This is a genomic window from Streptomyces sp. 8N616 (genome assembly GCF_052246385.1).
Lineage (GTDB): Bacteria > Actinomycetota > Actinomycetes > Streptomycetales > Streptomycetaceae > Streptomyces.
In genome coordinates this window covers 169,056-182,784 of sequence record NZ_JBQQBY010000015.1, presented here as the reverse complement: position 1 = coordinate 182,784, position 13,729 = coordinate 169,056, and the positions used below count along the sequence as shown (strand labels likewise).

Genomic DNA, 13,729 nt, shown 5'->3' with positions numbered 1-13,729 from the left:
TCATGCGCAGACTCCTCCGCGACGTCGCCGAAAACCGCACACTCGGCGACGTGACCACCCTCACCGACTCCTCCGTCATGGAACTCATCCAGAGCAAACTGCCCACCGCCGCAAGCGAAGACTGAGCAGGTCACAGCGTTATTGCAGGTGAGGGGTGACCCGCGGCCGCGGGTCACCCCTCACCGTTGCGGCTAAGCTGGGTCCGTCGCGTCAACATCGCGGCAAGTTCTCAGGGTGTGCCGGGAAGTCTGGTCGGCAAGTGCTCCTGCCATTTCCTCATCCGGCCGGGGCCTTTCGCAGCCGATGCCGACCGGAGGTCCCACCCGTGGCCGCGCCCAACGCCCGTAAGTTCCTGGGACGTCTCTCGCTCCCCGAGCGGACCTTCGTGGCGGACGCCCTGCGCGCCGAGACCGTGGGCGGTGTCCTCCTGCTGGCCGCCGCGATCGCCGCGCTCATCCTGGCCAACACCCCGCTGAGCGACGTCTATCAGGACGTCAGGGCCTTCTCCTTCGGACCCGAGTCGCTGCACCTCCACCTGTCCGTCGGCTCCTGGGCCCAGGACGGCCTGCTCACCATCTTCTTCTTCGTCGCGGGGATCGAGCTCAAGCGCGAGCTGGTCTCGGGCGAGCTGCGCGAGCCCAAGGCCGCCGCCCTCCCGGTCGTCGCCGCGATCTGCGGCATGGCCGTCCCGGCGCTCTTCTACGTCGCCGTGAACGCGGGCGGCGGCGGAGACCTGGGCGGCTGGGCGGTGCCGACCGCCACCGACATCGCGTTCGCGCTCGCCGTCCTCGCGGTCATCGGCACCTCCCTGCCGTCCTCACTGCGCGCCTTCCTGCTCACCCTCGCCGTCGTCGACGACCTCTTCGCGATCCTGATCATCGCGGTCTTCTTCACCACCCAGATCCACTTCCTGGAGCTGGGCCTCGCCGCCGGCGGCCTCGCCCTCTTCTGGTTCCTGCATCGAAGGGGCGTACGCGGCTGGTACGTCTACGTGCCGCTGGCCCTCGTCATCTGGGCGCTGATGCACGCGAGCGGGGTGCACGCCACCGTCGCCGGTGTCGCGATGGGCCTGATGCTCCGCTGCACGGTCCGGGACGGCGAGGAGCACTCGCCCGCGGAGCACATCGAGCACCTCGTACGCCCGCTCTCGGCCGGGCTCGCGGTGCCGCTGTTCGCCCTCTTCGCGACAGGGGTGACGGTCTCGGGGGACTCGCTCGGCGACGTCTTCACCAAGCCGGAGCCGCTGGGCGTCGTCATCGGGCTCGTCGCGGGCAAGACCGCCGGTGTCTTCGGCGGCTCCTGGCTCGCCGCCCGCTTCACCCGAGCCGAGCTGAACGAGGACCTGGCGTGGGCCGACGTCTTCGCCGTCGCCTCGCTCGCCGGGATCGGCTTCACCGTCTCGCTCCTCATCGGCGACCTCGCGTTCCCCGGCGACCCGGTCCTCGCCGGCGAGGTCAAGGCGGCGGTGCTCGTCGGCTCGCTGATGGCGGCGGTGCTCGCGACCGCGCTGCTCAAGCTCCGGGACGTCAAGTACCGGACGCTGTGCGACGACGAGGAGCGGGACGAGGACCACGACGGCATCCCCGACATCTACGAGCTGGACAACCCCGAGTACCACCTGCGGATGGCGGCCATCCACGAGGCGAAGGCCGCCGAGCACCGGCGGCTTGCCGAAGTGGCCGCGGGCAGAGGCACAAACGACGACGGTCCGGCATGATCTGGAGGGCAACCGGCGGGTTGGTGCACTGAAGACATGAAGGCATGAAGGCAGCACCGATGAGTGCACGCAAGCAGTGAAGAGAAGAGGGATGCAGCGATGAGCTCAGTCGAGCAGGACGGCGACCGCAGCCTCGGCCGGCTGGTGGCCTCGGCAACGGCCGATCTGTCCGCCCTGGTGCACGACGAGATCGCCCTGGCCAAGGCGGAGATCCGGCGGGACGTCAAGCGTGCGGGCATCGGCGGCGGCGCGATCACGGCGGCCGGAATCCTGGCGCTGTTCGCCCTGCCGGTGCTGAGCTTCGCGGCCGCGTACGGCATCCACAACCTCGGCCTCGGCCTGGCCTGGTCCTTCCTCATCGTGGGGGCGGCCTACCTCGTCATCGCCGCGCTGCTCGGGCTCTTCGCCGTCGCCAAGTTCAAGAAGGTCAAGCCGCCGCAGAAGTCCATCACCTCGGCCAAGCAGACCGCCGCGGTGCTTCAGGGCGTCAAGCCGCATCCCCGCCCGGCGGTCGGCTCGCGCCCCGCGGACGCGACTGTGACACGCTCATCAGTATGACGGTTCCCGACACCTCAGCCTCGGTCGTACGGCTCGACGGCCCCTGGACGCACCGGGACGTGGCCGCCAACGGCGCCCGCTTCCATATCGCCGAGGCCGGCGACGGCCCGCTCGTGCTGCTGCTGCACGGCTTCCCGCAGTTCTGGTGGTCCTGGCGCCACCAGCTGACCGCGCTCGCCGACGCGGGCTTCCGCGCCGTGGCCATGGACCTGCGCGGGGTCGGCGGCAGTGACCGTACGCCGCGTGGCTACGACCCGGCGAACCTCGCGCTCGACGTGACCGGCGTGATCCGCTCCCTCGGCGAGCCCGACGCCGCGCTCGTCGGCCACGACCTGGGCGGCTATCTGGCCTGGACGGCGGCCGTGATGCGGCCGAAGCTGGTCCGGCGGCTCGCGGTCTGCTCGATGCCGCACCCGCGGCGCTGGCGCTCGGCCATGCTCGCCGACGTCAAGCAGTCCGCGGCGAGCAGCCACATCTGGGGCTTCCAGCGGCCGTGGATCCCCGAACGGCGGCTGACCGCGGACGGCGCGGCGCTGGTGGAGCGACTGATCAGGGACTGGTCGGGGCCCCGGCCGCCCGAGGAGGAGGCGGTGCAGGCCTACCGGCGCGCGATGAGCATCCCGTCGACGGCGCACTGCGCGATCGAGCCGTACCGGTGGATGGTCCGGTCGGTGGCCCGGCCGGACGGGATCCAGTTCAACCGGCGCATGAAGCGGCCGGTGCGGGTGCCGACGCTCCATCTGCACGGCTCGCTCGACCCGGTCATGCGGACGCGGAGCGCGGCGGGTTCGGGGGAGTACGTCGAGGCGCCGTATCGCTGGCGGCTGTTCGACGGGCTCGGGCACTTCCCCCACGAGGAGGATCCCGTCGCCTTCTCCACCGAGCTCATCAACTGGCTGAAGGACCCCGAGCCGGACCGCTGAGGACCACTCCCGTACATCCCTCCTACGAACGCCAATTGCCCGCCGCATAGGCCGATTGGCCGTCCCGGAGGCGGTTACCGACCATGCGTCACGGGCACGCTTCCCGGTATGGGTTGGACGCACGACTCCCACGATGCAGGGAGTACGGGGGCCTCTCCCCGGGACAACGCAGCTCGCAGCCGTCGCGCCTCCGCCGCGCGCACCACCCCGCAGGGGGTGATCGTCGCGGGGCGTCCCGGCCGGATCCCAGATCTCCAACTGGGCATCCCGCGCATTCTCCGCCGCCGCGCCCGCTGGGTGTCGGCGCGGCTGCGCCATCCACGCGGCTAGCCGGCCCGGCGGTCGGCGAACGGCCGCTAGAGCGCGCAGCCCTGGCTGTCCACCGGCCGGGTGGTCGTACGGCCCTTGAGGATGTCCTCGCGCACCTCGTCCGCCGTCAGCGCGTACCCGGTGTTCGCGTCGTCCAGCGACTTGGCGAAGACCACCCCGTAGACGCGGCCGTCCGGAGTGAGCAGCGGTCCGCCGGAGTTGCCCTGCCGGACCGTCGCGTAGAGGGAGTACACGTCGCGGCTGACCGTGCCGCGGTGGTAGATGTCCGGGCCGTTGGCCTGGATACGTCCGCGGATGCGGGCCGCCCGTACGTCGAACGCGCCGTTCTCCGGGAAGCCGGCGACGATCGCGCTGTCGCTGCTGCGGGCGTCGCCTTCGGTGAACCGGAGGGCGGGTGCCCGGAGGGAGGGGACGTCGAGGACGGCGATGTCGCGCTCCCAGTCGTAGACGACGACCCGCGCGTCGTAGAGCCTGCCCTCGCCGCCGATCTGCACGGTCGGCTCGTCGACTCCGCCCACCACATGTGCGTTGGTCATCACGCGGTTCGGGGCGAAGACGAAGCCGGTGCCCTCGAGGACCTTGGCACAGCCGGGCGCGGTGCCGACGACCTTCACGATGCTGCGCTGGGCGCGGTCGGCGACCGGGCTGGTCGCGAGCCGGGGGTCGGGGGCGGGGACCGAGGTGATCGGCTCGTTGGAGAACGGGCTGAAGACCTGCGGGAAGCCGTTCTGCGCGAGGACGGAGCTGAAGTCCGCGAACCAGGTGTTGGCCGACTCCGGGACCACGCGCGAGACGCCGAGCAGCACCTTGGAGTCGCGGACCTCCTTGCCGAGGGTGGGCAGCGAAGTCCCGGCCAGGGCCGAGCCGATGAGCCAGGCCACCAGCAGCATCGCGACGACGTTGACCAGCGCGCCACCGGTCGCGTCCAGGGCGCGCGCCGGTGACCAGGTGATATACCGGCGGAGCTTGTTGCCCAGGTGCGTGGTGAAGGCCTGCCCGACCGAGGCGCATACGATGACGACGACCACCGCCGCGACCGCGGCGCCCGTCCCGGGAGTGGCCTCGTCAGTGACCTGGTCCCAGATCACGGGAAGCAGGTAGACGGCCACGAGGCCGCCGCCGATGAAGCCGATCACCGACAGGATGCCGACGACGAAGCCCTGGCGGTAACCGACGATCGCGAACCACACGGCGGCGAGCAACAGAAGGATGTCCAGCACATTCACCGGGACACCGTCTCATGCACGCCAGTCGAGCGGGACATGCTTGCTGCGGTCCCAGGGCCGTTCCCAGCCCGCGAAGTGCAGAATCCGGTCGATCACACCGGCCGTGAACCCCCAGACCAGGGCATCCCGGACGAGGAAGGCCGGGCCGCTGTGGCCGCTGGGATGGCTCGTGAGCGCGCGGTTGGCCGGGTCCGTGAGTTCCGCCACTGGCACGGTGAACACCCGGGCGGTCTCGGCCGGGTCGACCGGCGAGACCGGGCTCGGTGTCCGCCACCAGCCGAGCACGGGCGTCACGACGAAGCCGCTCACCGGAATGTAGAGCGCCGGAAGCACGCCGAAGATCTGGACACCGGCGGGGTCGAGCCCGGTCTCCTCACGGGCCTCGCGGAGCGCGGCGCGCACCGGCCCCACGGTCCGCGGATCGCCGTCCTCCGGGTCGAGCGCGCCGCCGGGGAAGGACGGCTGCCCGGCGTGGGACCGCAGCGTCCCGGCGCGCTCCATGAGGAGCAGCTCGGGGCCTTCGCCGTCCTCGCCGAAGAGGATGAGCACGGCGGAGGGGCGGCCTCCGGACTCCGGCGGCAGGAATCGGCTCAGCTGCCGCGGCTCCACGGTCTCCGCCGCCCGGGCCACGGGCTCCAGCCACTCGGGCAGCCCCTGAGCGCTGACGGCGATCTCATCGCCGAGGGCACCGGACGCAGCCCCGAAGGACCCCACGGCCCCCGGGGTCTCCCGCGCACCCGTCATTCCGCCCCCAGGGGTGGAGCGGGCTTGCCGGGGTAGTCCGGCGGGGGCTTGAGCCGCTGCCCGGGGGCGCCGCCCAGCTCGTACTTCAGCAGTTTCCTCGCCTTCTCCGGGTCGGTCTCGCCCTCGCCGTACGCCGGGCAGAGCGGGGCGATCGGGCAGGCGCCGCAGGCCGGTTTGCGGGAGTGGCAGACGCGGCGGCCGTGGAAGATGATCCGGTGCGAGAGCATCGTCCACTCGCTCTTGGGGAAGAGCTCTGCGACCTCGGCCTCGACCTTGTCCGGGTCCTCCTGCTCGGTCCACTTCCAGCGCCGGACCAGCCGCCCGAAGTGCGTGTCCACGGTCAGGCCGGGCACCCCGAACGCGTTGCCCAGCACCACGTTCGCCGTCTTGCGACCGACGCCGGGCAGGGTGACCAGATCCTCGAGCCGTCCCGGCACCTCGCCGCCGAAGCGGTCGCGCAGCGCGGCGGACAGCCCGATCAGCGACTTCGCCTTGGCGCGGAAGAAGCCGGTGGGCCGGATGATCTGCTCCAGCTCCTCCGGGTTGGCCGCCGCCATGTCCTCGGGCGTGGGATAGACGGCGAAGAGGTCGGGGGTGGTCTGGTTGACGCGCAGATCGGTGGTCTGCGCGGAGAGGACCGTCGCAACGAGGAGCTGGAAGGGGTTCTCGAAGTCCAGCTCGGGGTGCGCATACGGATAGAGGTCGGCCAGCTCGCGGTTGATCCGGCGAGCGCGGCGGACGAGCGCGAGCCGGGACTCCGGCTTGGCTTTTGCTCCCTTTGCGGCTTTTTTCTTCTGGGTCGGCGCCTGTTCGCCCACAGCGGAATTTTCTGCCGCAGTCACTCGTCCGGCCCCCTTGCCCTGTGCTCTCACCGGCGTATTGGACACCCGGCCAGAGTAAAGCCCGGCACCGACATACGCCCCGGTCGCCGGGAAACGGCACCCCGATCGGACCCCTGCCGTATGGGTTCCGCGAGGGATGCGCCACACTTGTGTTTGATCACACAGTTTTACCGTCCGGCATCATGGGGGTTACGGCCCCCTGGGCATGTCGACAAGGAGAGATCTCGTGGACGACGTTCTGCGGCGCGCCCCACTCTTCGCGGCGCTCGATGAGGAGCAGGCCGCCGAGCTGCGCGCCTCCATGAGCGAGGCCACCCTCGCGCGGGGCGATGCCCTGTTCCACGAAGGTGACCCGGGCGACCGCCTGTACGTGGTCACCGAGGGCAAGGTGAAGCTGCACCGCACCTCCCCCGATGGCCGCGAGAACATGCTGGCGGTCCTCGGTCCCGGCGAGCTCATCGGCGAGCTCTCCCTCTTCGACCCGGGCCCGCGTACGGCCACCGCCACCGCCCTCACCGAGGTGAAGCTCCTCGGCCTCGGGCACGGCGACCTCCAGCCCTGGCTCAACGCCAGGCCCGAGGTGGCCACCGCGCTGCTGCGCGCCGTGGCCCGCCGCCTGCGCAGGACCAACGACTCCATGTCCGACCTGGTCTTCTCCGACGTGCCGGGGCGCGTCGCGAAGGCCCTGCTCGACCTCTCCCGCCGATTCGGGGTGCAGTCGGAGGAGGGCATCCATGTCGTCCACGACCTGACCCAGGAGGAGCTCGCCCAGCTCGTCGGCGCCTCCCGCGAGACGGTCAACAAGGCACTCGCGGACTTCGCGGGGCGCGGCTGGCTGCGCCTGGAGGCGCGGGCCGTGATCCTGCTGGACGTGGAGCGCCTCGCCAAGCGCTCGCGCTGACGCACGGCCGTCTCCGGCCCGTACACATACGCGTACGCGACTGCAACGACTGAAGGGGTCCCGCCGGGCGGCGGGGCCCCTTCGGCTGCTCCGGGTACGGCCACCCCGAGGCCCTCCGCGTCGCGGCACGGACACGCATGAGCCCACGGGGGAAGGCCAGGGCCGTGCCGCGACTAGGGGGCAAACTACTCGCTCGCGCGAGAGCGCAACAAGGGCTTGCGTGCAAACAATTCCCTTGGGAAACCTTTGCGTTGGACACGATCGCGATCATTGCACGTTCGCACGCAACGCTTCACTACCTCACAACCCCTCCGTCCCCCCCTCGTCGCACGGTGTCAGCCCCCTCTGCCCGGCAATAGTTCGCTCGCGCACGCGCATTACTCTGTTGCGCCCGGATGGAGGGAGCGAGCCCATGGCGAGGAACTTCCTGGAGGAGTTCGCGGCCTGGATGGAGGACCTGATGAGGTCCCGGGGCTACGACATCGACCATCCGCGCGGCGGCGGCCGGTCCAGGGTCGCCGACGACGCGGGCGTGCACCGCGCGGCGGTCACCCGGCTGCTGCAGCGGCAGAGCATGCCCGACCTGGCGACCATGCGCGGGCTCGCGCGCGCCCTCGGCGTGCCCGTACGGGATGTCCTCATCCGGTCGGGGAAGCTGACCGAGGACGACCTGCCCGCGCCCGCCGCACCCGCCGCGCCTGCTCGGCGCGGCAGGGCGGGAACCCCCAGCATCACCCTGGAGGAGGCGGCCGAACTCCTCGGCGTCCCCGAGGACCGGCGCGCGCTCTTCCTCCAGGTGGCAGCCCCCTTCTTGCCAGGCGGCCCGGACAAGCCCGGCAAGGGCCGGGGCTGAGGAACACCTGTGGACGAGAAGGGACTGGACTCCCGCGGCTTCATCGCGCGCGAGGGCTCCCTCGACCGCGTGCCCCCCGCCTACGCGCGCGTGGTGGCTGCCGTGGGCGAGCGGACCCCGCAGGTCTTCGGCGCCCGGCGGCTGCACAGCGCCTATCGCTAGGGGCAGCCCCCGCGGGGCATGGCGGTCCCCGGCGTCTCCGACCTCGACCTGCTGCTCGCCCCCGCGCCGAACCCACCGATGCCGACCGCGCCGAGCGCCTTCCCCGCTACCGTCCGACCTCGCTTCTCGCCCGCGAGACCAACGGCGACCTGGCCCAAGTCCTCACCCGCCTCCGGCGGCAGGCCCATGCCGCCGGCACCGACGAAGAGCGCCGGGGTCTCAGTCGCCGGGCCGTCCGGCGTCTCGTGCGCACCGGCTTCACGCTCGTCATGCCGCGCTGGGCGGCTGGACCAGCGATCTCGACGCGTCCGCGGAGATCTTCGCCCGCTACCACACCGCCCGCGCGGAGCAGATGCGTACGGCCGCCGCCACCGCCCGTACACCCTCGGCGGATCCGGCCGTTCTCGCCATGCTCCTCGGCGACCTGGCGCCGTGGCCGGCGGACGAGTACGCGCCGTGCACGGCACCAAGGCGCCCCGCCCGTACTGACCGTTCAACGGCGCCTCAACGCCCGCCCCGCGGCAGGTCTCTGACGTCAGATCAGGCCGTGCTCGCCCAGGTAGTCCAGCTGGGCCCGCACCGACAGCTCCGCCGCAGGCCACAAGGACCGGTCGACGTCCGCGTAGACGTGGGCCACGATGTCCGCCGCCGTGCGGTGGCCGGCCTCCACGGCCGTCTCCACCTGGGCCAGGCGGTTCGCGCGGTGGGCGAGGTAGTACTCGACGGCGCCGCGGGCGTCGTTCAGGACGGGGCCGTGGCCCGGCAGGACCGTGCTCACGCCGTCGTCGACCGCCAGCGAGCGCAGCCGCCGCAGCGAGTCGAGGTAGTCGCCGAGCCGCCCGTCCGGGTGGGCGACCACCGTCGTGCCCCGGCCGAGGACCGTGTCGCCCGTCAGGACCGCGGCGTCGGCCGGGAGGTGGAAGCAGAGCGAGTCGGAGGTGTGGCCGGGGGTCGGGACGACGCGGAGCTCCAGGCCGCCCGTGGTGATCACATCGCCCGCGCCCAGGCCCTCGCCGCCGAGCCGCAGCCCCGGGTCCAGAGCCCGTACGGACGTACGGGTCAGCTCCGCGAAGCGGGCGGCGCCCTCCGCGTGGTCCGCGTGGCCGTGCGTCAGCAGCGTGAGCGCGATCCGCTTGTCAGCCCGCTCCGCCGCGGCTATCACTCCGGCCAGATGCGCCTCGTCGAGCGGCCCCGGGTCGATGACGACCGCCAGGTCCGAGTCCGGCTCCGAGACGATCCAGGTGTTGGTGCCGTCCAGGGTCATCGGGGACGGATTGGGCGCCAGGACGCACACCGCCCGCGCGGTGGCCGAGCCGCCGATCGCGCCGCCGCGCGGCTGTCCGGGCAGGGATGCCGCGTACGTCATGAGTCGCCTCCCACGGCCCCGGCGCCACCCGTCGGGATGTGCTTCGTGAACTCGTCGTGTCCCGGCCAGCTGAGGACGATCTCCCCGCCCCGCAGCTCCGCCCGCGCCAGTACGGGCGTCAGGTCCCGCTCGCCCGCGGACGCCAGCGCCTCGGCGGCCGACCCGTACGCCTGCAGCTCCCGCAGCATGGTGATCGTCGGCGGCATCATCAGCAGCTCGCCCCGGTCGTAGCCCGCGGCCGCGTCCTCGGGGCGGATCCACACGGTGCGGTCCGCCTCCGTCGACGCGTTACGGGTGCGCTGCCCCTGCGGCAGCGCGGCCGCGAAGAACCATGTGTCGAAGCGGCGTGACTCGAACTCCGGGGTGATCCAGCGCGCCCAGCCGTGCAGCAGATCGCTGCGCAGGACGAGGCCCCGACGGGCCAGGAAGTCGGCGAAGGGCAGCTCGCGGGCGACGAGGGCCGCCCGGTCCGCCTCCCAGTCGTCGCCCGTGGTGTCCGCGACGACCGTCTCCGCGGAAGGACCGGCCAGCAGCACGCCCGCCTCCTCGAAGGTCTCGCGGACGGCCGCGCACACGAGGGCCTGCGCCGACGCCTCGTCAGCCGTGCCGAGCCGGCGGGTCCAGTCCGCGAGCGATGGGCCCGCCCACCCGACGGGCCGTTCGTCGCGCGGGTCCACGGAGCCGCCCGGATACGCGTACGCGCCCCCGGCGAAGGCCATGGAGGCGCGTCTGCGCAGCATGTGGACAGCGGGTCCTCCGGGACCGTCGCGGAGCAGCAGGACGGTGGCGGCCCGGCGCGGGTCCACCGGCGTCAGCTCGCCGTTCGCGAGGGCGCGGATCCGCTCCGGCCACTCCGCCGGATACCAGCCCTTAGCCTTCGGCATGGGTGACCCCAGCCCATTCCCCGATGTCATGGGGCGGATGCTATGCGCTCCCGCGAAGATGTTCGAGGGGGAGCCGTCGGCCGGGACCAGCCCGAAGCGTCAGTCCGCGGGGTCAGTCCGCGATCTCGACCTGGATCTCGACCTCGACCGGCGCGTCCAGCGGCAGTACGGCCACGCCGACCGCGCTCCGCGCGTGCACACCCTTGTCGCCCAGCACCCGGCCCAGCAGCTCGCTCGCGCCGTTGACGACACCCGGCTGCCCGGTGAAGCCCGGTGCCGAGGCGACGAATCCCACGACCTTCACGACCCGCATGATCCGGTCGAGGTCCCCGACGGCCGACTTGACCGCGGCCAGCGCGTTCAGCGCGCAGGTCTCCGCCAGCTGCGCGGCCCGCTCCGGGGTCACCTCGGCGCCCACCTTGCCCGTGGCCTGAAGGCTGCCCTCCACCATCGGCAGCTGCCCCGAGGTGTAGACGTACGAGCCCGAGCGCACCGCCGGGACGTACGAGGCGAGGGGCGGCACGACCTCCGGCAGCTTCAGCCCTTGCTCGGCGATCTTCTCCTCGACCGCGCCCATCAGGCCTTCTCCCGCTTGAGGTAGGCCACAAGCTGCTCCGGATTCGGTCCCGGCACGACCTGGACGAGCTCCCAGCCGTCCTCGCCCCAGGTGTCGAGGATCTGCTTGGTGATGTGCACGGGCAGCGGCACGGTCGCGTATTCCCACTTGGTCATGGCCCCGACTGTAATGCCTGTGCCCGGCGGCCTCGTGCGTAGCCCGCGCGCCGACTGGTTAGGCTCCCGGGCATGAGCAGGCTCCATGTCGTCAGCGGCAAGGGCGGCACCGGCAAGACCACGGTCGCCGCCGCCCTCGCGCTCGCCCTCGCAGCCGAGGGCAGGCGCACCCTGCTGGTGGAGGTCGAGGGACGGCAAGGCATCGCCCAGCTCTTCGAGACCGAGGCGCTGCCGTACGAGGAGCGGAAGATCGCCGTCGCGCCCGGCGGCCATGGCGAGGTGTACGCGCTCGCGATCGACGCCGAACGCGCCCTCCTGGACTACCTCCAGATGTTCTACAAACTGGGCACCGCGGGACGGGCGCTGAAGAAGCTCGGCGCCATCGACTTCGCCACCACCATCGCTCCAGGGCTCCGCGACGTCCTGCTGACCGGCAAGGCGTGCGAGGCGGTGCGCCGCAAGGGCAAGGACGGGCGGCCCGTCTACGACTCCGTGGTCATGGACGCCCCGCCCACGGGCCGTATCACCCGCTTCCTGAACGTCAACGACGAAGTGGCCGGGCTGGCCAGGATCGGCCCGATACACAATCAGGCCCAGGCGGTCATGCGGGTTCTGAAGTCCGCCGAGACGGCCGTGCACATGGTGACGCTGCTGGAGGAGATGCCGGTCCAGGAGACGATGGACGGCGTCGCCGAGCTGCGCGAGGCGGGCCTGCCGGTGGGCGGGGTCGTCATCAACATGGTGCGGCCGCGGTTCCTCGACGGGGAGGCCGTACGGTCCGCCGAGGGTTCGGGCCGTGCAACGGTCGCCAGGGCGCTCTCCCAGGCCGGGCTCGGAGGAGCGCGCCGCGGCGGCCTCGCGGAGCGGCTCGTCGGCCCCCTGCTGGAGCAGGCCGGGGAGCACGCCGAGCGGCTCCGCCTGGAGCGGGAGGAGCGCGCGGCCATCGCGGGCCTGGGACTGCCCACGTACGAGCTGGAGTTCCTCGGCGACGGGGCGGATCTTTCCGGGCTCTACCGGCTGGCGGCGGACCTGCGGAAGCAGGGTGTGGCGGAGGAGGCGTCGTGAGCCCGGAGAGGGGCGTCGTGAGCGCGGAGGGGCGGCATGAGCGCCGAGGGGGCCTCGTGAGCGCGGGCGAGGAGTCATGAGCATGGTGAGCGCCCTGGAACCGGCCCCTCTGCTGGAGACCGACCCGCTGCTGGACGACCGGCGCACGCGCATCGTCGTGTGCTGCGGCTCGGGCGGCGTGGGTAAGACGACGACGGCCGCGGCGTTGGGCGTACGGGCCGCGGAGCGCGGCCGCAAGGTGGTCGTCCTCACCATCGATCCGGCCCGCCGGCTGGCACAGTCGATGGGCATCGCCTCGCTCGACAACATCCCGCGCCGGGTCGCGGGCATCGACGGGTCGGCCGGCGGCGAACTGCACGCCATGATGCTCGACATGAAGCGGACCTTCGACGAGATCGTCGAGGCGCACGCGGACGCCGAGCGGGCCCGCGCGATCCTGGAGAACCCCTTCTACCAGTCGCTCTCGGCCGGTTTCGCGGGCACGCAGGAGTACATGGCGATGGAGAAGCTGGGCCAGTTGCGGTCGCGCGACGAGTGGGACCTGATCATCGTCGACACCCCGCCGAGCCGCTCCGCGCTGGACTTCCTGGACGCGCCCAAGCGGCTCGGGTCCTTCCTGGACGGGAAGTTCATCAAGATGCTGATGGCCCCGGCGAAGATCGGCGGCCGGGCGGGGATGAAGTTCCTCAACGTGGGCATGTCGATGATGACCGGCACGCTCAACAAGCTGATGGGGGCCCAGCTGCTGCGCGACGTGCAGACGTTCGTGGCCGCGATGGACACCATGTTCGGCGGCTTCCGCACCCGCGCCGACGCCACGTACCGGCTGCTGCAGGCCCAGGGGACCGCGTTCCTGGTGGTGGCGGCCCCGGAGCGGGACGCGCTGCGCGAGGCCGCGTACTTCGTCGAGCGGCTCGCGGCCGAGGACATGCCGCTGGCCGGACTCGTACTGAACCGGGTGCACGGCAGCGGGGCGGCTCAGCTCAGCGCGGAGCGCGCGCTCGCGGCCGCAGAAAATCTTGACGACGGCCGCATTGTGGATCAGATCCGCGGGCAAGCTGGCACTCGTACGCCCGAAGACGGCTCCCCCAGGGCAGAGGGCGACCACGACGACGAAGATCCGGACCCGGCCGAGCTGCTCGCTGCCGGGCTGCTACGGCTGCACGCCGAGCGCATGCAGGTGATCGCCCGCGAGCAGCGCACGCGGGACCGCTTCACCGCGCTGCACCCTGAGGTGCCCGTGGCCGAAGTAGCCGCGCTGCCCGGTGATGTGCACGACCTCGAAGGGCTACGGACCATCGGTGAGCGGCTCGCGAACGGCAGGCCGAGCGGAGCGGCTTGAGCTCTCTTTGAGCTCCTGCCCTGAGGTCCTGGGCATGCCGAGATGGCGCATGCCAAGATCCTGGACATGCTGCCCCTGGACATG

15 protein-coding genes and 1 pseudogene are annotated in these 13,729 nt (G+C 71.9%); 9 read left to right on the top strand and 7 right to left on the bottom strand.

The window, feature by feature from the left end:
- The first annotated feature begins 325 nt into the window (after nt 1-325).
- The 4 genes from nhaA to ACTWQC_RS16310 all read left to right on the top strand — a co-directional run bounded on the left by nhaA (nt 326) and on the right by ACTWQC_RS16310 (nt 3,528).
- Nucleotides 326-1,717 (top strand): Na+/H+ antiporter NhaA, encoded by a 1,392-nt coding sequence (gene nhaA / locus ACTWQC_RS16325; protein WP_443316402.1) that lies wholly within the window; start codon nt 326-328, stop codon nt 1,715-1,717.
- Nucleotides 1,718-1,816: 99 nt separating this feature from the next.
- Nucleotides 1,817-2,275 (top strand): phage holin family protein, encoded by a 459-nt coding sequence (locus tag ACTWQC_RS16320; protein WP_443316401.1) that lies wholly within the window; start codon nt 1,817-1,819, stop codon nt 2,273-2,275.
- Complete coding sequence (locus ACTWQC_RS16315) at nt 2,272-3,198, top strand: alpha/beta fold hydrolase (RefSeq protein WP_443316400.1); 927 nt, start codon at nt 2,272-2,274, stop codon at nt 3,196-3,198. Before ACTWQC_RS16320 ends, ACTWQC_RS16315 begins: the two co-directional genes overlap by 4 nt.
- Before the next feature lie 108 nt (nt 3,199-3,306).
- The gene (locus ACTWQC_RS16310) at nt 3,307-3,528 is read left to right on the top strand and encodes a hypothetical protein (protein WP_443316399.1); all 222 of its coding nucleotides are present in this window, start codon (nt 3,307-3,309) and stop codon (nt 3,526-3,528) included.
- Between the two features lie 26 nt (nt 3,529-3,554).
- On the opposite strand, the gene ACTWQC_RS16305 is transcribed toward ACTWQC_RS16310, so the two are convergent.
- Genes ACTWQC_RS16305 through nth form a run of 3 tightly spaced genes read right to left on the bottom strand, consistent with a single transcriptional unit; the run spans nt 3,555 to nt 6,316 of the window.
- Nucleotides 3,555-4,754: a MarP family serine protease gene (locus ACTWQC_RS16305; protein ID WP_443316398.1), complete on the bottom strand. Its 1,200-nt coding sequence runs from the start codon at nt 4,752-4,754 to the stop codon at nt 3,555-3,557.
- A 12-nt stretch (nt 4,755-4,766) separates the two neighbouring features.
- Entirely contained in the window at nt 4,767-5,498 is a 732-nt protein-coding gene (locus ACTWQC_RS16300; RefSeq protein ID WP_443316397.1) for an NUDIX hydrolase, read from the bottom strand.
- Nucleotides 5,495-6,316 carry an endonuclease III gene (gene nth, locus ACTWQC_RS16295; RefSeq protein ID WP_443316396.1) on the bottom strand — a complete coding sequence of 274 codons (822 nt, stop codon included), beginning with the start codon at nt 6,314-6,316 and terminating at the stop codon, nt 5,495-5,497. Before nth ends, ACTWQC_RS16300 begins: the two co-directional genes overlap by 4 nt.
- Before the next feature lie 250 nt (nt 6,317-6,566).
- Here nth and ACTWQC_RS16290 point away from each other — a divergent pair, with 250 nt between their 5' ends.
- The 3 genes and pseudogenes from ACTWQC_RS16290 (at nt 6,567) to ACTWQC_RS16280 (ending at nt 8,745) form a co-directional block, all read left to right on the top strand.
- On the top strand, nt 6,567-7,241 hold the full coding sequence (locus tag ACTWQC_RS16290; protein ID WP_443316395.1) for a Crp/Fnr family transcriptional regulator: 675 nt from the start codon (nt 6,567-6,569) through the stop codon (nt 7,239-7,241).
- A 412-nt stretch (nt 7,242-7,653) separates the two neighbouring features.
- The gene (locus ACTWQC_RS16285) at nt 7,654-8,094 is read left to right on the top strand and encodes a helix-turn-helix domain-containing protein (RefSeq protein WP_443316394.1); all 441 of its coding nucleotides are present in this window, start codon (nt 7,654-7,656) and stop codon (nt 8,092-8,094) included.
- Between the two features lie 9 nt (nt 8,095-8,103).
- Nucleotides 8,104-8,745, top strand: a pseudogene (locus ACTWQC_RS16280) (nucleotidyltransferase).
- A gap of 46 nt (nt 8,746-8,791) precedes the next feature.
- Here ACTWQC_RS16280 and ACTWQC_RS16275 read toward each other — a convergent pair.
- The 4 genes from ACTWQC_RS16275 to ACTWQC_RS16260 all read right to left on the bottom strand — a co-directional run bounded on the left by ACTWQC_RS16275 (nt 8,792) and on the right by ACTWQC_RS16260 (nt 11,238).
- Nucleotides 8,792-9,622, bottom strand: coding sequence for an MBL fold metallo-hydrolase (locus ACTWQC_RS16275; protein WP_443316393.1), 831 nt, complete (start codon nt 9,620-9,622; stop codon nt 8,792-8,794).
- Nucleotides 9,619-10,506, bottom strand: coding sequence for an NUDIX hydrolase (locus ACTWQC_RS16270; RefSeq protein ID WP_443316392.1), 888 nt, complete (start codon nt 10,504-10,506; stop codon nt 9,619-9,621). The genes ACTWQC_RS16275 and ACTWQC_RS16270 overlap by 4 nt, the downstream gene beginning before the upstream one ends.
- 112 nt (nt 10,507-10,618) lie before the next feature.
- The gene (locus ACTWQC_RS16265; protein WP_443316391.1) at nt 10,619-11,083 is read right to left on the bottom strand and encodes a RidA family protein; all 465 of its coding nucleotides are present in this window, start codon (nt 11,081-11,083) and stop codon (nt 10,619-10,621) included.
- The gene (locus tag ACTWQC_RS16260; RefSeq protein ID WP_443316390.1) at nt 11,083-11,238 is read right to left on the bottom strand and encodes a DUF4177 domain-containing protein; all 156 of its coding nucleotides are present in this window, start codon (nt 11,236-11,238) and stop codon (nt 11,083-11,085) included. The genes ACTWQC_RS16265 and ACTWQC_RS16260 overlap by 1 nt, the downstream gene beginning before the upstream one ends.
- Nucleotides 11,239-11,310: 72 nt before the next feature.
- On the opposite strand from ACTWQC_RS16260, the gene ACTWQC_RS16255 reads away from it, so the two are divergent.
- The gene (locus ACTWQC_RS16255) at nt 11,311-12,303 is read left to right on the top strand and encodes an ArsA family ATPase (protein WP_443316389.1); all 993 of its coding nucleotides are present in this window, start codon (nt 11,311-11,313) and stop codon (nt 12,301-12,303) included.
- Between the two features lie 76 nt (nt 12,304-12,379).
- Nucleotides 12,380-13,645 (top strand): ArsA family ATPase, encoded by a 1,266-nt coding sequence (locus ACTWQC_RS16250; RefSeq protein ID WP_443316388.1) that lies wholly within the window; start codon nt 12,380-12,382, stop codon nt 13,643-13,645.
- Nucleotides 13,646-13,729 lie beyond the last annotated feature (84 nt).